Genomic DNA, 22,548 nt, shown 5'->3' on the forward strand with positions numbered 1-22,548 from the left:
CGTTTGAGACTACCGGCCAAAGGCCGACACCGGTCTTTAGGCCCAAACGCCGTCGTGGGCAAGCCCGCCGCGACGACGCGGCGGGCCGTCCGGTTTCAGGCCAGCCCGGCAAAGAGGAAAAACAACCCGGCCCCAAGCAGCATGGCCGCCGGCAGGGTGAGCACCCAGGCCATGGCAATGGAACGCAGGGTTCGCATCTGCAAGCCGCTTTTATGGGCGGCCATGGTGCCGGCCACGCCAGAGGCCAGCACATGGGTGGTGGAGACCGGCAGCCCCAGACCATCGGCCAGGGCAATGGTGCCCATGGCCACAATCTGGGCCGAGGCACCCTGGGCATAGCTGAGCCTGGTCTTGCCGATTTTTTCACCGATGGTGACCACGATGCGCTTCCAGCCGACCATGGTGCCGCAGCCAAGGGCCAGGGACACCGCAAAAATCACCCAGCTCGGGGCGTATTCCGTGGGCCGGCGCAGGGTGGTGCGCAGCCCATCAAGCTTTTGGCGCTCCTCGCTCGTAGTGGCAAGGCCGGCCATGACCCGGGCCGCATCGTCCAGGCACAGGATGTCGGTGCGCAGCGTCCACCGCTCGGCCGCCGGCACAGCCGCGATACTCGGATATTGGGCCAGACACTGCTGGATGGCCTCGGAGGCGGCCACGGCCCCGCGCACGTCGCAGGAGACGGCCGAAGTCTTGGCGGGCAGTTCCGCGATATCCCCGTTTTGATAGAATTTTTCGATTTCCAGGCGGTGGGCGTCGAAATAATCGGTAAACTGCGCCGCCGCCTGGCGCACGCCCAAAAGTTCCTCGGTGGTGGCGTCGGAGTTTATGGCATAGACCCCGGGCACAATGCCGATCAGGATGAGCATGATCAACCCCACGCCCTTCTGGCCGTCGTTGGAGCCATGGGCCAGACTCACCCCGAGGCCGGAGGCGATAAGGGCCGCCCGCATGCCAAGCGGCGGCGGCGCGTTGCCCACCGGCGGACTGTGCAGGGTCGGATTTTTGAGCAGGCGCTGCAGGAGAAGGAGCAAGGCCCCGGCCAGGACAAAACCGATGACCGGGGAAATAAAAAGCGACAGCCCCACTTCGGCGGCCTTGTGCCAATTGACGCCCGAGCCAAGCGGCAAGCCTTCGCGCAGGGCATTGGCCAGACCGACGCCGAGGATGGAACCGATAAGCGTGTGGGAGCTTGAGGCCGGCAACCCCAGATACCAGGTGGCGAAGTTCCAGAGAATGGCAGAAACGAGCAAGGAAAAGACCATGGCCAATCCGATGGTGGAGTTGACCGAAACGAGCAGATCGACCGGCAGCAGATGGACAATGGCGTAGGCCACGGCAATGCCGCCAAGGGAGACACCCAGGAAATTGCACAGTCCCGACAGCACAACGGCGCTGCGGGCACCCAGGGATTTGGTATATATGACCGTGGCCACGGCATTGGCCGTATCGTGGAAACCGTTGACGAATTCAAAAGCAAGGGCAATGCCCAGGGAAAGACACAACAATAAGAGGGTGTGGCCGTCGAGACTGGAAATGGACTGCAACATGCCTTTCTCCGGATCGTAAGCATCGGCTTTAAGGAGGTGGTCGCCGGGCAGCGACGGCCGCAGGGAAACAGCGAAAACGGAGAGGGCCTAGGTGCCTTCCATCAGATGCACCAGCGCTTGCCTGGCTTTGAGTTCCTCAGCGGTGAAAACGAAACCCAAGGCGGCAGCATGCTCCACCAATTCGGCAACGGACATGCCGCTGACAAGCAACAATTGATCCTTATCAGCTTGCAACCACTGTAAATAGCGATCAATATTCTCCTGACTCATACCCACCTCCATACAGGAATATGGTTCATTTGCTCGCCACGCAATAGGCTCCAACTGTGTAGTTTGGGTCAATGCCGCATGGCAATCCGGTGTTCGTTTGCCCTGACTGGACGGGGGGGTGAAAGAGTGTCAGAAATTTCAGCCCAAAGTTCACCTTTTCTTCATATTCGGATGCTACAAGCGTGGCCCGGCCCAGGTTAAAGCGCCTGGGGCCAGCAAAGGAGGATGCGCGTGAACAAGCTTTTCAAATATGACGGACTCCAACAGCCCGATACCATCGCCGCCTATCTCGAGGCGGTGCGTGACGGGTTTGCCTCAGGCGAAATCACCCTGACCCAGGGCGAAGACGTGTTGACACTCGCCCCCAAAGGCGTGGTGGCCGTCACCGTCGAAGGCAAGCTCAAGGGCGAGGATCGCAAGCTCAAGCTGACGTTTCGCTGGAAGGAGCGCGAACAGGAATGTAACGGGCCTTTGCTCATCACAGCCCGGGACGACGGCGATGCATGAGATTGAACGCAATTTTAAATTCCTGCTCGTCGAGGTCGAACGCCAGATCGAAGGGGCCATTGCCGTCCTTGAGCACCGCAACGAAAAAGCCATCGCCAAGATCGAGGCCCGCGACGACTATATCGACAATTTAAAAAGCGTCATTGAAAACGCCTGTTTCGCCACGCTCCATGGCGAAACCCGGCCCAATGCCCCGGAAGTCGCCCGCATCCGGGCCTTTCACATCATCGGCAGCAACCTGGAGCGGGTGGGCGACCATGCCGTCAATGTGGTGCGCCAGACCCGCCATTATGACGACCCGGAATGCCTCAAACGCTATGCCTACAAGCCGTTTTTCCAGGAAATCCGCAACGCCCTGGCCTGGATGCCCAAAGCGGTGCTCGAACACGACATGGCCACGGCGCTTAAAATCTGTCGCTGCGAACTGCATCTCGACCGGCTCTACAAGCAGGAATTCGACCGCATCCGCGATGAGTTGCGCACGGGTTTTAATACCGGCGACCTGCTGACCACGCTGTTTATCTTCCGCTATCTGGAGCGCATGGGCGACGCCTTGTTAAACGTCGGCGAGGCGGCCATTTTCGCCATCACCGGCGACAAATTCAAAATCCGCCAGTTTACGGCCTTAAGCGACATCCTGGCCGAGTCCGGCCATGAAAACCCGTTGTCCGACCTCGAATTCGAGTCCATCTGGGGCACCCGTTCGGGCTGCCGCATCGGCCGGGTGCTGGATCGCGGCGGTGAGGACGATTGCCACAAGGAAGTCATCTTCAAAGACGGCGACAGCGACAAATTGCGCCAGGAAGTCGCCAACTTCGCCCGCTGGGAAGCACTTATGCCCGGTCTGGCCCCGCGCCTGGAAGCCTTTCGCGAGGGGAAAAAGACCAGTTCCATGCTCATCGAACTGCTGCCGGGCCAGACCATCCAGGATCTGGCGCTTTCCGGCGACCTCGAACTGCTGGGACGGGCGCTTTCGGCCCAGTGCCGCACGGCCAAAGCCTTGTGGGAAAAGACGCTGGCTCCGACCCCCGTCACCGTCAACGCAATCAAGCAGTTGCGCGCCCGACTGCCGGAAGTGCTCTCGGTCCATCCCCACTTCCAGCTCAAACGCCGCTCCATCGGCTCCTTTGTCGTGCCCTCTCTCAACGAACTGCTTGCCGCTGCCGAGGCTGTGGAGAAAACGCTGCCTGCGCCCTTCTCGGTGCTCATTCACGGCGACTACAATTCCAACAACATCCTCTATGACCCGGCCGAAGACCGCATCCACTACATCGACCTGCACCGCTCGACAGAAACCGATCTGACCCAGGACGTGTCGGTCTTTATGGTTTCCAACTTCCGCCTGCCGGTCTTTGACAAGGCCCGACGCAATGTGCTCAACGCCGTTATTATGGAGTTTTACCGTTTTGCCGCTGCCTTTGCCGCGGCCAAGGGCGATACGACCTTTGATATGCGTCTGGCCCTGGGCCTGGGCCGCTCGCTTATCACCTCGACCCGGTTTGAACTGAGCCAGCGCTTTGCCAAATTGATGCTCAATCGCGGCGTCTATCTGCTGGAACGCGTGACCGCCCATAGTGGCGATCCGGCCACGTTCCGGCTGCCCCTGGCCGCGCTATGCTACTAACAACATCTTTGGCCAACTCATGAGCAAGGAGCACATGATGCAAAAAATCGGAGTGGTAGGTATCCCTGGCGGTTGGTCCACCCTGCGCCTTCTGGACGCTTTGGAGACGCGCACCGGCTATCGCCTGTGCATCGACATGGCCGAAGTGCGCCTGGATCTGGAAACGGGCAAGGCCTATTATAAGGACACGGACTTAACCACCCTGGATGGGCTGATCGTCAAAAAGATCGCGCCGTCCTACACCCCCAATGCCTTGGACCGCATGGAAATCCTGCGCTTCCTGCACTCCGGGGGGCTGCCCGTTTTTTCCGATCCCGACAGCATCTACCGGCTCATCGACCGGTTGAGCGGCACGGCCGTGCTGCGCCGGGGCGGGATTCCCATGCCGCCCACGGAAATCACCGAAGACATTGAGGAAGCGGTCGCAATCGTGGCCCGCTTTGGCCGGGCCGTATTTAAGCCGCTGTACAGCTCCAAGGCCCGGGGCATGACCGTCATCGAGGACGGCCCCGAGGCCCACGAGGAAATTGCCGACTTCAAGGCTGCCGGCAACCAGGTCATGTACATCCAGCAGATGGTCTCCCACGCCGGCGGCCACCACGATCTGGGCGTGTCCTTTCTCGGCGGCAAGTACCTGGCCACCTACGCCCGCCAGGGCAGCGGCAATTCCTGGGACACCACCACCCGCACCGGTGGCCGCTACGTGTCCCGCGACCCTTCGCCGGAAATCATTGCCCTGGCCCACAAAGCCCAAAGCCTGTTCCCGGGCATGGCCTTTACCTGCGTTGACGTTGTGGAGACGCCGGCTGGCGCGGCCATTTACGAAGTGTCGGCCTTTGGCGGCTTCCGGGGGCTGCTCGACGCCTGCAATATCGACGCCGCCGCCGCCTACGCCGACTACGTCCTGGAGCAGCTGCGATGAACAATCCCACTATCGCCGGGCTCATGGCCCCCCTTCTCGAAACTGCCCCCATCGACCAGCGCCTGGAAATCACCTTCGACGACGTGACCGTGGTCCTGACTTCCAACTCCCAGGCGCTCACCGACAAGCTTGGTCGCTATTTCCGCGACTTTCTCGGCGGCGGCGGCCAGACCGTCATCGAAGTCACGGCCATCGAGGCCGGGCCGCCGGCCTTTGACCTGCCCTTTGCCGTCCACCCCCGGGAACCCGGCAAGACCAAACTCAAGGAAGCCTCCATCGATCTGCCCGACGGACGCGTGGTGCATAAGCTTTTAACCGGTCTGGTCTTTTTGTTTGGCCAGGGCAAAAACTATGCAGTTGGGCCGTGCTTGGAAAACGACAATCAAGTGGTCAATTTCATCAATAACCGCTTTATTGAAAATCGCCTCAAGCGCGGTGCCCTGCTCTTTCACGCCGCCGGCGTGGCCATGGGCGGTGCCGGTCTGGTCATCGCCGGCTTTGCCGGGGCCGGGAAATCCACCCTGGCCCTGGATATCATGGGCCAGGGCACGGATTTCATCAGCAACGACCGGGTGATGGTCTCGCGCGAGGGCGCCAATCTGACCATGGCCGGGGTGGCCAAGATGCCCCGGATCAATCCCGGCACGGTGCTCAATAACCCCAACCTGGCCTCGGTCATGAACGCCGAGGATCGGGCGCGCTTTTCCGCCCTGCCCCAGGCCGAACTGTGGGATCTGGAACACAAGTACGACGCCTTTATCGACGAGTGCTTTGGTCCGGGCCGCTTCAAGCTGGCCTGCCCCATGGCCGGGCTGGTGATCCTTCGCTGGAAACGCGACGCCTCGCCGCTGCTCGCCAACAGGGTCGATCTGCGCCAGCGCCGCGACCTCATGCCGGCCTTTATGAAGGATATGGGGCTTTTTTACGAATTCGAAGACCCGGCCGAGCCGTCCATGGCCAGCCAGAACGCGTATCTTTCGCTGCTTGGCGACGTGCCGGTGCTGGAGATCGACGGCGGCGTGGATTTTGCCAAAGCGGCCCGCGTCTGCCTGGAATTTCTGGAGTCGGTGCGCCGGTAGGAACTCGCCTTGCGGCTCGGATTTGCCAGGGATCAGTTGCACACGGAGTTGTCATGACCGACCCGACGCCGCACGCGGCCTCTCCCGGAGAGCATCCGGCCTTTTCCCAGGGCCAAGACGCACTGCGTCTTGGCCCGGAAGAGGCCTTTGTCAAAAACCTCGAACATTTCGCCCAGAAAGCCCATGTTTTCGCCGCCCTGGCGGCCAAGGACAAGGTTTCGCCCTACGAAGCGTTCCAGCACCTGGAAGCCCTGTGGGGCGCGGTGGCGCAAAGCGGCGCAAATCTGGTCGAACCCGCTCCGGCGGCCAAACCGGCCATGGCGGGTCTGTCCACCGAAGAGGCCCGGGAGCGCCTGCGCCAGTACGGGCCAAACCAGGCCGGAACGTCAAAGCGCATCACCCTGGCCAGCCGCATCATCGATGCGGTGAAAAACCCCCTGGTTCTCCTGCTCTTTGTTCTGGGCGGCATCTCCTACGCCACCGACGATGTACGCTCGGCCCTGGTCATTATCGGCATGGCCGTACTCGGGGTCACCCTCAAGGTCATCCAGGAGGCTAAGGCCGACACCGCCGCCGAACAGCTCAAAAAAATGGTCCACACCACGGCCACGGTGCTGCGCGACGGCGAGCAGCGCGAAATCCCCATGGCCGAGGTTGTCCCGGGCGATGTGGTGCTGCTGGCGGCCGGCGACATGGTGCCGGCCGACGTGCAGCTCGTGCGGGCCAAGGATCTCCACGTCAATCAGGCCATGCTCACCGGCGAAGCCCTGCCGGTGGAAAAAATCGCCCGCGCCCCCGGCGAACCCACGCCTGAAAGCGAGACGGGCCTGGGCGATCCGGCCATGTGCTTTATGGGCACCAATATCATCTCGGGTTCGGCGGCGGCCCTGGTCATGGCCACCGGCATCAAAACCTATTTCGGCGGCATCGCGGCCAAACTCTCGGAAAAACGCGCTCCCACCGATTTCGACAAGGGCATCAAAAACTTCACCATGCTCATGCTGCGGTTCATGGCAGTCATGACCCCGCTGGTGTTTGTCATAAACGGGACCACCACCGGCGACTGGATGGGCGCTTTCATGTTCGCCCTGGCCGTGGCCGTGGGGCTGACCCCGGAGATGCTGCCCATGGTGGCCACGGTGTGCCTGTCCAAGGGCGCCCTGGCCATGGCCAAGCACAAGGTCATTGTCAAACGCCTGGACGCCATCCAGAACTTCGGGGCCATCGACATCCTGTGCACGGACAAGACCGGCACCCTGACCCAGGACAGGATCATCCTGGAAAAATACCTGGACGTCACCGGCGAAGAGGACCACTCGGTTCTGGAATACGCCTATATCAACAGCAAGCTGCAAACCGGGCTTCGAAACGCCCTGGATGTGGCCGTGATCAACTCCGGGGACGACGCCGGATCAACCATTGACCCGTCCCACTACGAACTGCTGGACGAAATCCCCTTCGATTTCATGCGTCGACGCTTGAGCGTCATTGTGCGCGACAAGCGCTCGGGCAAGGCAATCCTCATTTGCAAGGGTGCGGCCGAGGAAGTCTTTTCCAAAAGCTGCGATTGCCTGCACGACGGCGTTGTCTCGCCCCTGGACGCCGTACACCGCGAAACCATGCAGGCGGTCGTCCACGACCTCAACGAAGACGGATTCCGGGTGGTGGCCCTGGCCTTTAAGGAAGTGGACGGCGCGCGCCACGATTTCGCCGTGGCCGACGAGTCCGGGCTGACGCTTATGGGCTATCTGGCCTTTCTCGATCCGCCCAAGGACACCGCCGCCGCCGCCCTGGCCACCATGCTGGCCCACGGCATCCAGCCCAAGATCCTCACCGGGGACAATGCGGTCATAACCGCCAAGATCTGCCGCGAGGTCGGGTTTGACGCCGGCCATCACATCATCACCGGCGAGATGGCAGCCGCCATGACCGAGACGGAACTCTCCGAGGCCGTGGAAACCTGCCACGTCTTTGCCAAACTCGACCCCATGCAAAAAGAGGCCATCGTCAAGGCGCTGCGGGCGCGCGGCCATGTGGTCGGATTCATGGGCGACGGCATCAACGACGCCCCGGCCCTGCGGGCCGCCGACGTCGGCATCTCGGTTGATTCCGCCGTGGACGTGGCCAAGGAATCGGCCGACATCATTTTGCTCGAAAAAAGCCTCGCCGTCCTCGAACATGGGGTCTGCGAAGGCCGTAAGATCTTTTTTAACATCACCAAGTATATCCGCATGGGGGCCAGCTCGAACTTTGGCAACATGTTCAGCGTGCTCGGGGCCAGCGCCTTTTTGCCCTATCTCCCCATGCTGCCCATCCAGATACTGGTCAACAACCTCATGTACGACTTCTCCCAGACGGCCATTCCCACCGACAACGTGGATGAGGACATCGTCAAAAGCCCCAGGCGCTGGCGCATCGACGATATCCGGCGCTACATCCTCTATCTCGGGCCGGTCAGTTCCATCTTTGACTATGTCACCTTTTTCATCCTGCTCCATGTCTTTGGAGCCTGGGACAACGCCGCCCTGTTCCAGACCGGCTGGTTTATTGAATCGCTGCTGTCGCAAACCATCATCGTGCATGTCATCCGCACGGATAAGATTCCATTCCTGCAAAGCCGTTCCAGCCTGACGCTGGGCCTGACCACCCTGCTCATCTGTGCCCTTGGCGTGTGGCTGCCGTTTTCACCGCTCGCCGAATCCTTCGGGCTGGTTGTCCCGCCGGTCGGCTACTGGGGACTGATCGCCCTGGTGATCTTTTGTTATATGTGTCTGGCCCAGATCGTTAAGTCCTGGGTGGTGCGCCGCATCGCTGCGACTTCGACCGCCTGCCCGACCCGGGCCTGAGGCCAGCTCTCTGCGGCCGCCGGCGGCCACTCGGGCAGCCCCGGTGCTTCCCTGACCGGCCTGTCTGGGACTGGCTACGGGCGGGTGGATGGGCACACCAACAGCCTCTGCGCTTAGGCAAACGGCCTGCAACGCACCAGCGTTGCAGGCCGTTTGTTTTTTGGAGATGCCTGGGGGAGGGGGCGCGCAGGAAACCTCACGCCGCAGCGGTAGCCCACCCGCCAAGCAGATGCCGCGGGCAATCCTGTAAGGACGGGCCGGCGGGCCGGCACGAGCAGTCGGAGAGGAGACGCAACAGGTGTTGCATCCCTTCAAAAAGTGCTGGGATATTTTAAGAAATAACGCGGCATGGCCCTGCCTGCGCTGGCAGACATGTCTGCGCGGGCAGACACGGAGACGCCGGCAGGCACGCCGGCAGCGACGCTGCGGCCGCCGCCTCAGCCGTTGCCGGCCAGGGTGCGGCGGCAGGAACGCAGCATGAGTTCCTGCAGGATCGCCCGCTCGTATTCCAGGGAATGTTCCACTTCGGAATTTTCCTCTTCCACGAGCATGCGCTCAAGATATTGGGTTTCCTCCCAGAAATCGAGCAACTCATCGTCGCCGAGGTGCTTGATCTGATCTTCCAAGGGAAACTGGTCGGCATCGGGAAAAAATTGGCCCATGCGGCGGGACTCCTTACAACGGGGCGCTTGGCGGCGTTTTGCCATTAAACGCCCGCAACGGTTTTGGCAATCCCTCAATTTACGACGTTTGCGCGACTGCGTCGCTGCCGGCAGCGGCCAGGGCGCACGGGGACTCGCCGTCTTCTACGATGACGGCCTGGGGTTCTGTCATGCACAGTTGGCCATTGATGATGGCGCCGTCGGCAACGACCACAGCCGGCGTGGCCAGGTTGCCGCGCACTTTGGCGCTTTTATGGAGAATCACCCGCCGGCTGGCGGCGACGTCGCCGACAATGCGGCCGCTGGCGATGAGTTCGCCCACCCGGACGCTGCCCTCGACCAGCCCTTCCTCGCCAAGCACCAGCACCCCGTCGGAGATGATGTCGCCGATGACGGAGCCGTCGATGCGCACGACGCCTTGAAAATTGAATTGTCCATGATATTGGGTGCCGGCCCCGAGAAAGGCTGTGATGGCGTCAAGGCGCGGTTTCTTTTTTGATGCACGTCCGAACATGGCAGTGGTCCTTGGTTCTCATGGGCGGCTACGCCTGGGCGGCCCTGCCGCCCCATCCTGCTCGCCGCTGCGTGTTGCCTTCGGGACAGGCCGCTGGGCTGGCCCCGGAAACAACAGCCTCACCTAAGTGTTGCATTCACAACAAACAAACACGTTTCTGACTCTATGCCACACCGGCCGAAGCGAAAATTGACGGGCCGCAACATCGTGGCACATTCTGGCCGCCAATCTTACGGCCGCACTGGCCACCCGCTAGTATTGCGGATTCGTCTGGCGGTGCAGCTCAATGTTAATCTGAATCAACCGGGCATTGATACGTTGGATGCTGTCGATGTTTTCGCTATAGTCTTCAGACAGGGAGCGCTTTTCCTCTTCCAATTGATTCCGCTCGACCTCCAGGGGCGAAGTCGGCGCGGGATAGGTAATCTGCGGCATGGCCGGCGGCGTGCTATTTTTCTTGCAACCGACGGAGCCTACGACAGCCAGCAACAGACAGGCGAGGATCATGGCTCGTAACGTCATGCGATTTCCCTTTTTCCAGACCCTAGCAGATTCGCAGCCGGCTGTCCCGCACCAAGAGCGCCTCATGGCTGATGGACCACCCATGCCCGGCAGCCGGATTCGCCGCCGGCTCACCCGCGCCAGGACAGCCGGAGCTGGTGGTCGGCGGGCCGGTGGCAACAAGCCGGAATCGCCGCAGGCTGTCCCGCGCCAAGCCTCCCCAGTCAATCGGCCGCGCCGGCCACGGCTGCCTGGGCCAGTTCGTCCGGGTGGCCGGACACGATGCGCACCTCACGCTGGGGGAAAGGAATGTCGATGCCTTCCTCGCGAAAGCGCTTGTCAATGGCAAAGCGGATGTCCGAGGTCGTGACCACGGCAGCGCCCACGTTGTCCACCCAGAACAGCAGCTTGAAATCAAGGGAGCTTTCCCCAAAATTCTGAAACTGCACCGACGGCCCCGGGGTTTCGAGAACATGGGGATGGACAGTGGCGGCATCGAGAAGAATCTGGCGCACGAGCTCGGTATCTGAGCCATAGGCCACGCCCACGGCAATTTCCCGGCGCACGGTGGGGTCGCGGTGGGTCCAGTTGACCAGTTTGCCGCTTATCAAATCGGAGTTGGGCACGAACAGGGTGGCATTGTCGAAGGTCTGGACCACGGTATTGCGGATATTGACCTTGCGCACCTGCCCCCAGATGGCGTCGATCTGGATGGTGTCGCCGGCCTGGATGGAACGGCCAAACAGCAGGATCAACCCGGCCACAAAGTTATTGACGATATTTTGCAGGCCAAAGCCTATGCCGACAGACAGACCACCAGCCACCACAGCCAGGCTGGTGAAAGAAAAACCGAGCAGAAAGAGCGAAATGAGGATGTAAAATCCCCACAGTACATACAACGACGTTGTCTCCAACACGTCACGCACGCCGGGATCAACCCCCGGACGCAGGCGCGGCAGGTCGCGGATAAACGAGCGGATGGCGAATAGGGCCGAGCGGGTGACGAAAAAGCCGGTGAGGATAAGGGCCAACCGGCCCAGGGTGACGGAAACCGGGCCCACGGTGATGGTGAACCCGACGGCTTCCATAAAGAGTTCCTGGCCGCCCAATTCCGTGGAAAACCAATAGAGCACCAGCAAAAAGAGCGACATGAAGATCAGCGGAAAGCCCAACCCCGAAACCATGGCCCGGGTCAGGGCCGAGGCCCCTTCCTGGCTGGCCCGGGCCTGCCAGGAGTTGACAATGCGCGACAGCCCGGCCCCGATCTGCACCGCTGCCAGCAGCATAAACCAGCCCGCCAGAACCAGCACGGACAGATGCTGCCAGCCAAGGGCCGTCATGACCACCAGGATGGTGAAAAGATGCGGCGTAGCCCGGCACAACAGCCGCAACGGTCCTTCATAGCGACGCAGGGACCGGCCCACCGTGAGGATAAACAGCAACAGCAGGCTCATCCAGGCCGCTGACAGGGCCGGCTCGGGCAGATCGGCAATCTGCAGCAACAGCCCCAGCGAAAACATGGCCCACAACCCGCGCAAGGGACTGCCGGCCCCGGCGGGCACGGCCCCGGAAACCTCGGCCAGATACCGCGAGAAAACAGCCAATCCGGCAGCCAGCAGAATTTCAGCCACAATGTTAAGGATTTCCTGGAGCAACAGCGGCGCGCCGCCAGCCACCCAGTGCAGGATGAGTCCCAACCCGGCCAGCAGCCAGACGCGGTACAGCGTCCCCACCTGGGCCACCTCCGGGTGGCTGCGGCGCAGGCGCAAGACACCGACGATGCCGGCGACCAGCAGGATGGCCAGGGCCACGCCGGCCTTGGTCAACACGGCCACGGCCCGGGCGGCGTCGCCTCCCCGGGTGAGTGAGCGCAGCATGGACGTGTTGGACTTGAGCCAGTGCGTAAACCGGGTGTCCAGATCGTTCCAGGCCTTTTGCGAAAACAGGTCGTTTGAGGCCACAAAATAGTATGTTTTCCAGGCCTTGGGGATCTTTACACGCAGGGCTTCCTCGGACTTGTCCAGACCGGCTAAGACATCGCGGGCCGGGGCAAGCTCCTTGTCCAGGGTGGATTTGACCCCGGAAAGCGAGGTGCGAACACCCTTTAAGTAGCGCAGATAATAATTGATGGCGTCGGCGATCTGCGGTTCGGGATCATCTTCCAGCCGCTTGGTAAATTCTTCCTTGAGCGAATCCAGGCGCGCGGCGATCTTCTCCAGTTCGTCGCGGCTCTCCTGGGACGGCGCCATAAGCGCCTCCACCGCACGACGCACCCGGGCAAAATCGCCCAGCACGGCCCGAAGCTCCCAGGGGTTGCCACCCGACAGGCTGATGATCAGCCCCAGTTCGTCGATCTTGCCCTCCAGGGCCGAGAGATCGGTGCGGAAGCGGCGGATATTTTTGGGCAGCAGCTCTTCCATGGATTTAAACCGGGCCGCCTGCTGCACCACCGATTCCTGGTGGATGGACAACAGCACCTGCCAGTCCTTGGGCTGGTCAGCCTCGGACTCGGCTTCCTCCGACGCCTTGTCGCCGGCCGCTTTTTTGACCGCCGGCTTGTCCGCGGGTTTTGCGGTCTCCTTGGCCGGGAGCTTGTCGCCGTCCTTGGCCACGGCCTTGTCCGCCGGTTTCTCGACCGGCTTTTCAGCCGGCTTCTCGGCTGTCTTGTCAACAGGCTTGTCCGTCGGCTTGTCGGCAGCCTTGTCAGCCGGTTTGTCCGCGGGCTTCTCAGCCGGCTTGTCGGCAGTGGTGTCAGCAGGCTTCTCAGCCGGCTTGGCAGCGGGCGCGTCGGCCGGTTTGGTGGCGGGCTTGGCAGCCGCAGTATCGGCCGACGGATCGACCGCCTTGTCTGGACCCGGGTTGGCCATAGCCGCGCCGCCCTGGTCATTGGCGGCAGCCGGTTGCGGGTCGGCTGCGGCGGCCGGAGCCACGCAGACGGCGGCCAGACACAGGATCACGGCCAGACAATACATCAATCGAATAACGCTATTGCGGAGCATGGGCACCTCGGGCAGCCGCGACGGTTCACGAATAAGGCGGGACGCCTCAGGCAATTGCAGGGTTGGCTTTACTGACACGGACTCCAGCCCAGACCATCCTGCCAGGCGCGCCCGGTACAACAACCGGCGAACCTGGAGGGAAAATGGCTGTTGCCGACACGGCAGGAGCCGGCTTAGCCCGCCAACCCGACACGGGATGGGGACAGCAGGCCAAGGGCCGCCGCCAGGCGGTCCGCCTGCCCGGGCCGGCGCATCGCAGGACGATCAGGATTTGCGTTTCTCCATGGGCGTATAGGCATGGCGCTTGCGGCCGATATAGATCTGGCGCGGCCGATGGATGCGCTGGTCCGGGGAATTGGTCTCCTCGCTCCAGTGGGCGATCCAGCCGGGCATGTTGCCCATGGCGGTGATGACCGGGAACATGCGTGACGGGATGTTGATGGCCCGCAGCAGCAGACTGGCGTAGAAATTGGTGTTTGGGTACAGATTGCGCTCGGCGAAATAGGCGTCGGCCAGGGCGCGTTCCTCGATTTCCAGGGCGATGTCGTGGAAGGCGTCGCGTTTGGCGTAGCCGTTTTTGACCAGATTCTGATACGTATTTTTGATGATGCGGGCCCGGGGGTCTTCGACCTTGAAAATACGCTGGCCAAAGCCCACGAGCCGCTCGGCCCGGGACTTGGATGCCTCGATGATGCGCGCAACCGTGGTGCGCCCGGCCACGACATCCTCGAACATGCCGAGCGCCGCCGAACTTGCCCCGCCATGGCGGCGTCCCCACAAGGCGCTTATGCCCGAGGACACGCTGGCGAACAGGTTGGCCTGGCTCGAACCCACCATGCGCACCGTGGCGCAGGAGGTGTCCAGCGCCTGATCGGCGTGGCAGAGCATGAAGACACTCAAGGCCCGCACCACCGGGTCCGGGGCCTGATAGGTCCAAAACGGCACCGAAAACATCATGTGCAGGAAATTGCGGCAGTAATCCAGGTTGGGATTGGGGTAATTAAGCGGCAATCCCTGGGATTTGCGGTAGCAAAAGGCGGCAATGGTGCGCACCTTGCTCATGATCTTGGCCGCAGCCAGCCGGAAATCCTCCGGCGAGTCGATCTCGTAAAGCTCGGGATAATAGCTGCCCATGGCGTTGATCATGGCCGCAAGGATGGCCATGGGGTGGCCGTTGGGCGGAAACCCGTCCAGATGGCTCAAAAGGGCCTCGTGCAGCAACTCCTGGTCGCGCAGCATGATGCGAAATTCTTCGCGTTCATTGCGGGTCGGCAACTCGCCGAACATGACCAGCATGGCCGTTTCCACGAAAGTGGCCTTCTCGGCCAATTCTTCCAGATCGTAGCCACGATAGAGCACCACGCCCCGCTCGCCGTCGATGTGGGTGATAGCACTCTTGCAAGCCGCCGTATTGGCGTAGCCGGGGTCCAGGGTGATCCAGCCGGTCTGGCTGCGCAGCTTGCGGACATCAAGAGCCGTTTCGACATGATCGCCCCGAATGATGGGCAATGTAACGGTCTTCCCTTCAAACGTCAGGGTGGCCGAGGTGGGTTCGTTCATGGCGCTTCCTTTTTGGCAGAAGCGGCCTTGATACCAATGGAGCCATTCCCTGTAAAGCGCACGGTCCGCCACAACCCTGTCCCAACGCCCCCTCCCGAAGCATCGTCCCCGTGCCGCGTCCTGGTTGCCTGCGGCCTGCAAAACGCTTACCGTGGCCGCATCCGTTTATTCCCTGGAGAAGGAGCGCGCCATGCCCCTGCTTGCGGTCAACGTCGATCATGTGGCCACCATCCGCCAGGCCCGCCTGGCCAAAAGTCCTGACCCGGTGGCCGCCGCCGCCCTGGCCGAACTCGGCGGCGCACGCGCCATCATCGTCCATCTGCGCGAAGACCGCCGCCATATCGGCGACCGCGATGTCCATGTGCTGCGCGAAACCGTCAAGACGCGCCTGCACCTGGAAATGGCCGCCACCCCCGAAATGCTCGGCATTGCGCTCAAACGCAAACCCGACATGGTCTGCCTCGTGCCGGAAAAACGCCAGGAACTGACCACCGAAGGAGGCCTGGGCGTGGCCGGACGCGAGACCGAACTGGCCGCTTTCATCGCCTCCCTGGCCGACGCCGGCATCCCCGCCAGCCTTTTTATCGATCCCGACCCGCGCCAGATCGAGGCGGCCGCTGCCGTTGGCGCAGCCTACGTCGAACTGCACACCGGTGCCTTTGCCGATGCGATAACCCCGGCCGCCCGGTCCGGCGAACTCCATCGCCTGCTGGCCGCCATCCCCCTGGCCCGGCAGGCCGGCCTTGGCGTCAACCTCGGACACGGCCTGGACTACGACAATATCTTTGCCTTTCAAAATACCAGCGGTATCAGCGAATATTCCATCGGCCACAGCATCATCGCCCGGGCCGTTATGACCGGACTGGTCGAGGCCGTCGCCGCCATGTGCGCCATCATCAACCGCTTTCCCGATTAGCCCCGGCCATGATCTGCGGCCTTGGCATCGACGTGGTGGAACTCGAACGCATCGAGGCCTCCCTGGCCCGGTTCGACGACCGGTTCTTAAAGCGCATCCTCACCCCGGCCGAACGCGCCGCCCTGCCGCCCCTGCGCCTTGCCCGCACCGCCGGCCTCTTTGCCGCCAAGGAAGCCGCCGCCAAAGCTCTGGGCACCGGCTTTGCCCAAGGCGTCACCTTCCATAACCTGGAAATCCTCTCCGACGCCGCCGGCCGCCCCACCCTGGCACTCACCGGCCCGGCCCACGCCAGGGCCGTAAGCCTCGGCGCGGCCACCTGGCACGTCAGCATCACCCACAGCCGCACCACCGCAGCGGCGGTGGTTATATTGGAAGGATAAGAGAAGAGAAAGTATAAGAGAGAAGAGAAGACAGAAGATGCCTCCGGCGGCCGGGGGGGATAACCCCCCCCGGACCCCCTTGATAGGAGAAGTTTTTCAAGGTGTTATGGGCGTTGGCTGGCGAATGGGTCGGCTGCAAGCCGACAGCCAGCACTTGCGTTCAACGGGAAACAACCGTGTTAATGTCGCGTTACACAAATAGCTATGTACTAAATTACAGTCGGTGCTGCAAAAAGATATGACGCCACTACTGCTTTTCGCCAAATGAAGTACAAACTTATTTGTGGAACGTCACACTAGGCGGCCGTGGCCTCAAGTCCCCCAAATGGGACACATACAAACGGGGATCTGGCTTTCATTATTTTTCTTCTCGGAGACTTCCTGTTTGGGGGCTTTTTTCGGGGCAGTGCTTTGACTGCCCTGAAAAAAGCCCCCAAACTGGGAGGGTCCGGGAGGGGGCAACCCCCTCCCGGCCGCCGGAGGCACTCTTTTTTCTCTCTCCACGCTGCTCAATGCATCTCCACGCTTCTCCCTTGTAAAGGAGACCACCATGCTTCTAGACCCCCGTTATTTTGATCCGCTGCCAACGCCGGCCGAAATAGCCGGGTGGGATGCGGCCTGTGTGGCTGAGTGCGGCATGTCGTTTCTGGCCCTTATGGAAAACGCCAGCCGCGAGGCCATGCACGCCTTGGTTGGCGAGGTGGGCGAGGTGGCCGGCAAGCGGGTTTTGTTGCTGGCTGGTCCTGGCAACAACGGCGGCGATGCGGTCGCCCTGGCCCGGCATCTGGACAACCGGGGCGCGCTGGTCACGGTGGGGCTGGCCCGGGCGAGGGGTAAATACACGGGCGCGGCCGGGTATAACGTCCGTTTGGCAGCGAAGCTGGGTTTGACGATGCTGCCGCTGTCCCGGGTGGATTTGTCCGGGGCCGACGCGCCGGATATCATCGTGGACGGGCTGTTGGGGACGGGCTTTCGCGGACCGTTGCGACCGGACATGCTCGCCCTGGTCGAGGCAGTCAATGCGCTGGCCACGCGGTCGTATATTTTCGCTTTGGACATCCCATCGGGCCTGGACGGCGACACGGGCCGGCCTTCGCCCATGGCGGTTACGGCCCGGGCCACGGTGACGTTCGAGGCGGCCAAGACCGGGCTGGTAACAGCCCAGGCCGCGCCGTATGTCGGGCGGCTGCTGGTGCGCGAGATCGGCATAGCGCGCACCGTGCGCCAGCGCCATCCCTGCCGGGCCGGGCGCATCGCCCCGCGCATTCTGGATGCGGTGCGCCCGATTTCGCCGACGCTCCACAAAGGCAGTGCCGGCCGGGTGGTGGTGGTGGGCGGCAGCCGGGGCTTGACCGGGGCACCGCTTTTGGCCGCTCTTGGCGCGCTGCGGGCCGGGTCCGGGCTGGTCAGCGTGGCCTGTCCCGGGGCGGTGGAAGTGTCGCTTAAAGCCGGTTTTCCTGATGTGATGACCATGCCCATTGGTGCGGGCGGCCATTTTTGCGCTGCCGACGCCGCTTCCGTGCGCGATTTCGCGGCCGGGGCCGGAGCCGTCGCCCTGGGGCCGGGGCTGGGCCGCCACCCGGAGACAGCCGGGTTCTTAAGCGCCCTGCTCCCCCTGCCCTGTCCGGTGATTTTCGATGCCGACGCCCTCTATTTCCTGGCCCTTTCGCCGGAACTGGCGGCAAAGCTCGGTCCTGACGCGATCATGACACCCCATCCCGGCGAGGCGGCCCGGCTGCTGGCCACGGACATTGCCGGCGTCGAGGCCGACCGGCTGGCCACTGCCCGGGAACTGGCCGCGCGCTTTGGCTGCGTGGCTGTGCTCAAGGGACCGGCCACGGTGGTGGCAACGCCGGACGGGTTGGCGGCGGTGAGTCCCGTCGTCGCCCCCAATCTGGCTGTGGGCGGGTCGGGCGACGTACTTTCCGGGCTGGCCGGGAGCCTCGCGGCGCGGGGCCTTTCCCCCTTGCTCGCCGCCAGCCTTGCAGTGTATTGGCATGGACGCGCTGGCGAATTGCTCGCCAACGTCTATCCCGCGCGGGGCAATCTGGCCTCGGAAATTGCCGGCATGCTGCCGCACGCCCTCACGGAGTAACGGATGCTCACAGCCAAAGACGTGATGACGACCAACGTCGTCACCATCCCCGAAGACACTGACATCAGCGTCGCCGCCCAGCTCCTTTTTGACAAAGGCTTTAACGGCGTCCCCGTGGTCAACACCGCCGGAGCCTTAACCGGCATCCTGTGCCAGTCCGATCTGGTGGCCCAGCAGAAAAACCTGTCCCTGCCCTCGGTTTTTTCCCTGCTTGACGCTTTTATCCCGCTGGGTTCCATGAAGGATCTCGACCGGGAAGTGGAAAAAATCTCGGCCTTGACCGCCGCCCACGCCATGACCAAAAATCCCGTGACCGTCACGCCGGCCACCGGCATCGACACCGTGGCCACGCTGATGACCGAAAAGGGCTACCACTCCATTCCGGTGGTGGATGCCGGGGCCATCGTCGGCATTATCGGCATGCGGGATCTTTTGGCCACGCTGTTAAAGAAATAGCCCGGACCATGGACCCCAGCCCATCGCTGACCCTGCGACTGCCGGGTGAAGCCGACACCCTGGCTCTGGGCCGGGCTTTGGCCGCCATCCTGGCCGATCCGGGAAAACGGGCCGCGCTGCTCTTGCGCGGCGACCTGGGATCGGGCAAAACCACCCTGGTCCGGGGACTGGCCGAGGCGCTGCCCGGCGGCGACGAAGCCGAAGTGGCCAGCCCGAGTTTTAATATCGTCAATGTCTACCCGACCCGACCCGAAGTGTTCCATGTGGATCTCTACCGGATACCCGGCGGCGATCCTTGTGTTGAGGAACACCTGGAGGCGGCTGCCGCCGGCGGTGCCCTGGTGGTCGTGGAATGGGGACAATACCTGCCGCGGGACATGCTCCCGGCCCATCGCCTGGAAGGCGACTGGCTGCCGGCGGCGACCGGCCGACTGTGCCGGATGACCGCCTGGGGGGCGAGGGGACAGGCCGCGTTGGCCGCCCTGGCCCAGACGTGTCCCGACCTCGTGGCGGGTTGAACATCCGGGAGAGCGGACTGCCCGGATTATTTGGAGGCAACCATGCGGATTATGGTGCAAAAATACGGCGGCACGTCGGTTAAGGGCCTGGAGCGCATGCGTCTGGTCCTTAGCCGGGTGCAAAAGGCCCACGCCGAAGGTTTCAAAGTCGTGGTGGCCCTTTCGGCCATGTCCGGCGAAACCAACCGGCTGCTCAAAATGGCCAATGAGTTTTCCCCCAATCCCGACCCGGCCGAACTCGATGTGCTGGTGACCACCGGCGAACAGGTTTCGGTGTCCCTTTTTGCCATCTTGTGCAAGGACGCCGGGCTTCGCGCCCGCTCCTTGCTGGGCTTTCAGATTCCCATCACCACCAATTCCAATTTCACCCGGGCGCGCATCATGGAGATCGACACCGAGCGTTTGCGCGGCCTGCTCGAAGACCATGACGTGCTGGTGGTGGCCGGATTTCAGGGCGTGGACTGCCTGGGCCGACCGACCACCCTGGGCCGGGGCGGCTCCGACACCACGGGTGTGGCCCTGGCTGCCGCCCTTGATGCCGAGGTCTGCGAAATCTACACCGACGTCAACGGCGTCTACACCACGGACCCGAATCTGTGCAGCACCGCCCGCAAGCTAGAGCGCATCTCCTATGACGAGATGCTGGAATTCTCCAGCATGGGCGCAAAAGTGCTGCAAATCCGTTCGGTTGAGCTTGCCAAGAAATTCAACGTGCCGGTTCGCGTCCGTTCGACGTTTACCGACGATCCCGGCACCCTGGTCACTTTGGAGGATACGGAAATGGAAGACGTGCTGGTTTCGGGCATCGCCTACGACAAGGACCAGTGCCGCATCACGATCAGAAACGTCATCGACCGCCCGGGCGTGGCCGCTGCCATTTTCGCCCCCATCGCCGAAGCCGGCATTCTGGTGGACATGATCATCCAGAACACCGGCCGCGAAGGCCGCACCGACATGACGTTCACCATCTCGCGCGCCAACCTCGACGCTACCCTGGCCATCCTGCAACGGTTGCAGCCGGAAATCGGCGCGGCCGAAATCCAGCACGACACCAACGTCTGCAAGGTCTCGGTTATTGGCGTTGGCATGCGCAGCCATTCCGGCGTTGCGTCGATGATGTTTACCATCCTTAAAAAGGAAAACATCAACATCCTGATGATCGCCACCTCCGAGATTAAGATTACCTGCCTCATCGAGGAAAAGTACCTCGAACTGGCCGTTCGGACCCTGCACGACGCCTTCGGGCTGTCCCAGGCTCCGACCAAGGCCTGTTAATGCCGCGTCCGTAAAGGCCGCCCTGCCGTTTTTTGAGATAACCACCCGGTATTCTTAAAAAATACTGTACGGTTTTTAAGGACGCAGCGCCAGGCAGGTTCCCCCGCGAAACGCCCGCCGGTTTCGCGTCAAGGGCCGGCCGGGACGACGAACCAAGTCCCAGGCCGACCGGCAAAGCTCACGCCCGGGGCGCGTTGCAAGCGCGCCCCGGCCCCTACAAGCAGACACCCTATGCGACGCGTTTCTCTTTACGACACGACTCTTCGCGACGGCACCCAAGCCGAGGACATCAGCCTCACCACCGAGGACAAGCTGCGCATTGCGCTCAAACTCGACGAACTGGGCGTGGCCTACGTCGAAGGTGGCTGGCCCGGCTCCAACCCCACGGACAAGCGGTTTTTTCAAGAGATCCAGAACTACAGCCTGAAAAATGCGTCCATCGCCGCCTTCGGCAGCACCCACAACCACCGGGCCACGGCCGCCACCGACCCCAATCTCAAGGCCCTGATCGAATCCGGCGCACCGGTCATCACCATTTTTGGCAAGACCTGGGATATCCACGTCACCGACGCCCTCGGCACCACCCTGCCGCGCAACCTCGATCTGGTCGGCGACTCCCTGGCCTATCTGCGCCCCAACGTCAAAGAACTCTTCTTTGACGCCGAGCACTTTTTCGACGGCTACAAGGCCAACCCCGACTACGCCCTGGCCGTGTTGCGAAAAGCCCATGAAGCCGGAGCCGACGTGCTGGTTTTGTGCGACACCAACGGCGGCACCCTGCCCACGGAGTTCCGCCAGATCGTGACTGCCGTGGTCGCCGCCCTGCCCGGCGTCCCCTTTGGCGTCCACGCCCACAACGACTCCGGGGTGGCCGTGGCCAACTCGCTGGAAGGCGTTGTACTCGGGGCCGTGCAGGTCCAGGGAACGGTCAACGGCTACGGCGAGCGCTGCGGCAACGCCAATCTGTGCACCATCATTCCCTCGCTCATACTCAAATGCGGCATCGACTGCCTGCCCGAAGGCAAGCTGCCGCTTTTAACGCCCACGGCCCATTTCGTCTCCGAAATGGTCAACCAGGCCCCGCCGTCCAACCAGCCCTACGTCGGCGACGGCGCCTTTGCCCACAAGGGCGGCGTGCATGTCTCGGCCGTGGTCAAAAATCCCCGCACCTATGAGCACATCGCCCCCGAGACCGTGGGCAACGTACGCCGGGTGCTCCTCTCCGACCTCTCGGGCCAGAGCAACATCCTTTATAAGGCCCGGGAATTCGGCTTCGATCTGGACAAAAACGATCCTTTCGTGCTGGAGCTTCTCTCCACCATCAAGGAACGCGAGTCCATGGGCTACGAGTATTCCGCCGCCGAAGCCTCGTATGAGTTGCTGCTCAACCGCGTGCTCGGCCGGGCGCGCAGCTATTTCACCGTGGTGCGCTACCGCATACTCGACGACAACGTCTACGACCGGGCCGAACCGCTGACCGAAGCCACGGTGATGATCAAAGTCGGCGGCCGCACCAAGCACACCGCCGCCACCGGCATGGGACCGGTCAACGCCCTGGACAAGGCCATCCGCAAAGCGCTGCGCGGTTTTTATCCGAAACTGGCCGAGATGCGGTTGCTCGATTTCAAGGTCCGGGTGCTCTCGGGGCTTAAACGCGACGACTGCGAACCAGGCGGCTGCGGCACGGCCTCCCATGTGCGCGTCCTGGTCGAAAGCGGCGACTCGTCCCGGCGCTGGGTGACGGTCGGCGTGTCCCACAACGTCATCGAAGCCAGCTTCCAGGCCATGGAAGACGCCATCAACTACAAGCTGTTCCGCGACGACAAGGCCAAACTCACCAAGGCGCTCAAGGGCTAGCGCACGAGCGAGAAGAGAAG

At 62.5% G+C, this 22,548-nt stretch carries 19 protein-coding genes; 12 read left to right on the forward strand and 7 right to left on the reverse strand.

Going from position 1 to position 22,548, the window contains the following annotated elements:
• Positions 1 to 95 precede the first annotated feature (95 nt).
• Positions 96 to 1,547: an inorganic phosphate transporter gene (locus GTA51_RS07770; RefSeq protein ID WP_160960062.1), complete on the reverse strand. Its 1,452-nt coding sequence runs from the start codon at positions 1,545 to 1,547 to the stop codon at positions 96 to 98.
• 87 nt (positions 1,548 to 1,634) lie between these two features.
• Complete coding sequence (locus GTA51_RS07775; protein WP_160960063.1) at positions 1,635 to 1,817, reverse strand: Nif11-like leader peptide family natural product precursor; 183 nt, start codon at positions 1,815 to 1,817, stop codon at positions 1,635 to 1,637.
• Positions 1,818 to 2,042: 225 nt separating this feature from the next.
• Between GTA51_RS07775 and GTA51_RS07780 the strand changes: the two genes are divergently transcribed.
• From GTA51_RS07780 to mgtA, 5 genes are read left to right on the forward strand one after another with little or no spacing between them, the layout of a single operon-like run.
• Positions 2,043 to 2,324, forward strand: coding sequence for an amphi-Trp domain-containing protein (locus GTA51_RS07780; RefSeq protein WP_160960065.1), 282 nt, complete (start codon positions 2,043 to 2,045; stop codon positions 2,322 to 2,324).
• Entirely contained in the window at positions 2,317 to 3,948 is a 1,632-nt protein-coding gene (locus GTA51_RS07785) for a PhoU domain-containing protein (RefSeq protein WP_160960066.1), read from the forward strand. The genes GTA51_RS07780 and GTA51_RS07785 overlap by 8 nt, the downstream gene beginning before the upstream one ends.
• Before the next feature lie 37 nt (positions 3,949 to 3,985).
• Complete coding sequence (locus GTA51_RS07790) at positions 3,986 to 4,870, forward strand: GAK system ATP-grasp enzyme (protein WP_160960068.1); 885 nt, start codon at positions 3,986 to 3,988, stop codon at positions 4,868 to 4,870.
• Positions 4,867 to 5,949 carry an HprK-related kinase B gene (locus tag GTA51_RS07795; RefSeq protein ID WP_160960069.1) on the forward strand — a complete coding sequence of 361 codons (1,083 nt, stop codon included), beginning with the start codon at positions 4,867 to 4,869 and terminating at the stop codon, positions 5,947 to 5,949. The genes GTA51_RS07790 and GTA51_RS07795 overlap by 4 nt, the downstream gene beginning before the upstream one ends.
• Positions 5,950 to 6,002: 53 nt before the next feature.
• The gene (mgtA, locus tag GTA51_RS07800) at positions 6,003 to 8,795 is read left to right on the forward strand and encodes a magnesium-translocating P-type ATPase (protein ID WP_160960071.1); all 2,793 of its coding nucleotides are present in this window, start codon (positions 6,003 to 6,005) and stop codon (positions 8,793 to 8,795) included.
• Between the two features lie 437 nt (positions 8,796 to 9,232).
• Here the strand turns inward: mgtA and GTA51_RS07805 are convergent, their stop codons facing one another.
• The 5 genes from GTA51_RS07805 to GTA51_RS07825 all read right to left on the reverse strand — a co-directional run bounded on the left by GTA51_RS07805 (position 9,233) and on the right by GTA51_RS07825 (position 15,031).
• On the reverse strand, positions 9,233 to 9,457 hold the full coding sequence (locus GTA51_RS07805; RefSeq protein ID WP_160960073.1) for a hypothetical protein: 225 nt from the start codon (positions 9,455 to 9,457) through the stop codon (positions 9,233 to 9,235).
• A gap of 79 nt (positions 9,458 to 9,536) precedes the next feature.
• On the reverse strand, positions 9,537 to 9,971 hold the full coding sequence (locus tag GTA51_RS07810) for a bactofilin family protein (protein ID WP_160960074.1): 435 nt from the start codon (positions 9,969 to 9,971) through the stop codon (positions 9,537 to 9,539).
• Positions 9,972 to 10,223: 252 nt separating this feature from the next.
• The gene (locus tag GTA51_RS07815; protein WP_160960076.1) at positions 10,224 to 10,493 is read right to left on the reverse strand and encodes a hypothetical protein; all 270 of its coding nucleotides are present in this window, start codon (positions 10,491 to 10,493) and stop codon (positions 10,224 to 10,226) included.
• A 203-nt stretch (positions 10,494 to 10,696) separates the two neighbouring features.
• Positions 10,697 to 13,471 carry a mechanosensitive ion channel domain-containing protein gene (locus tag GTA51_RS07820; RefSeq protein ID WP_246198044.1) on the reverse strand — a complete coding sequence of 925 codons (2,775 nt, stop codon included), beginning with the start codon at positions 13,469 to 13,471 and terminating at the stop codon, positions 10,697 to 10,699.
• Positions 13,472 to 13,735: 264 nt separating this feature from the next.
• The gene (locus tag GTA51_RS07825) at positions 13,736 to 15,031 is read right to left on the reverse strand and encodes a citrate/2-methylcitrate synthase (RefSeq protein WP_160960082.1); all 1,296 of its coding nucleotides are present in this window, start codon (positions 15,029 to 15,031) and stop codon (positions 13,736 to 13,738) included.
• A gap of 190 nt (positions 15,032 to 15,221) precedes the next feature.
• Here GTA51_RS07825 and GTA51_RS07830 point away from each other — a divergent pair, with 190 nt between their 5' ends.
• From GTA51_RS07830 to cimA, 7 genes are all read left to right on the forward strand, one after another.
• Positions 15,222 to 15,947, forward strand: a complete 726-nt coding sequence (locus tag GTA51_RS07830) for a pyridoxine 5'-phosphate synthase (RefSeq protein ID WP_160960084.1) — start codon at positions 15,222 to 15,224, stop codon at positions 15,945 to 15,947.
• A gap of 8 nt (positions 15,948 to 15,955) precedes the next feature.
• Positions 15,956 to 16,327, forward strand: a complete 372-nt coding sequence (locus tag GTA51_RS07835; protein ID WP_160960173.1) for a holo-[acyl-carrier-protein] synthase — start codon at positions 15,956 to 15,958, stop codon at positions 16,325 to 16,327.
• A gap of 550 nt (positions 16,328 to 16,877) precedes the next feature.
• Positions 16,878 to 18,422 (forward strand): NAD(P)H-hydrate dehydratase, encoded by a 1,545-nt coding sequence (locus tag GTA51_RS07840; protein ID WP_160960085.1) that lies wholly within the window; start codon positions 16,878 to 16,880, stop codon positions 18,420 to 18,422.
• Positions 18,423 to 18,425: 3 nt separating this feature from the next.
• Positions 18,426 to 18,878 carry a CBS domain-containing protein gene (locus GTA51_RS07845; RefSeq protein ID WP_160960087.1) on the forward strand — a complete coding sequence of 151 codons (453 nt, stop codon included), beginning with the start codon at positions 18,426 to 18,428 and terminating at the stop codon, positions 18,876 to 18,878.
• Between the two features lie 8 nt (positions 18,879 to 18,886).
• Entirely contained in the window at positions 18,887 to 19,396 is a 510-nt protein-coding gene (gene tsaE, locus GTA51_RS07850) for a tRNA (adenosine(37)-N6)-threonylcarbamoyltransferase complex ATPase subunit type 1 TsaE (RefSeq protein WP_160960089.1), read from the forward strand.
• A gap of 42 nt (positions 19,397 to 19,438) precedes the next feature.
• Positions 19,439 to 20,671: an aspartate kinase gene (locus GTA51_RS07855; protein WP_160960090.1), complete on the forward strand. Its 1,233-nt coding sequence runs from the start codon at positions 19,439 to 19,441 to the stop codon at positions 20,669 to 20,671.
• Positions 20,672 to 20,902: 231 nt separating this feature from the next.
• On the forward strand, positions 20,903 to 22,528 hold the full coding sequence (cimA, locus tag GTA51_RS07860) for a citramalate synthase (RefSeq protein ID WP_160960092.1): 1,626 nt from the start codon (positions 20,903 to 20,905) through the stop codon (positions 22,526 to 22,528).
• The last annotated feature ends 20 nt before the right edge of the window (positions 22,529 to 22,548 follow it).

The sequence above is a fragment of the Solidesulfovibrio aerotolerans genome, assembly GCF_009856865.1.
Taxonomy (GTDB): domain Bacteria; phylum Desulfobacterota; class Desulfovibrionia; order Desulfovibrionales; family Desulfovibrionaceae; genus Solidesulfovibrio; species Solidesulfovibrio aerotolerans.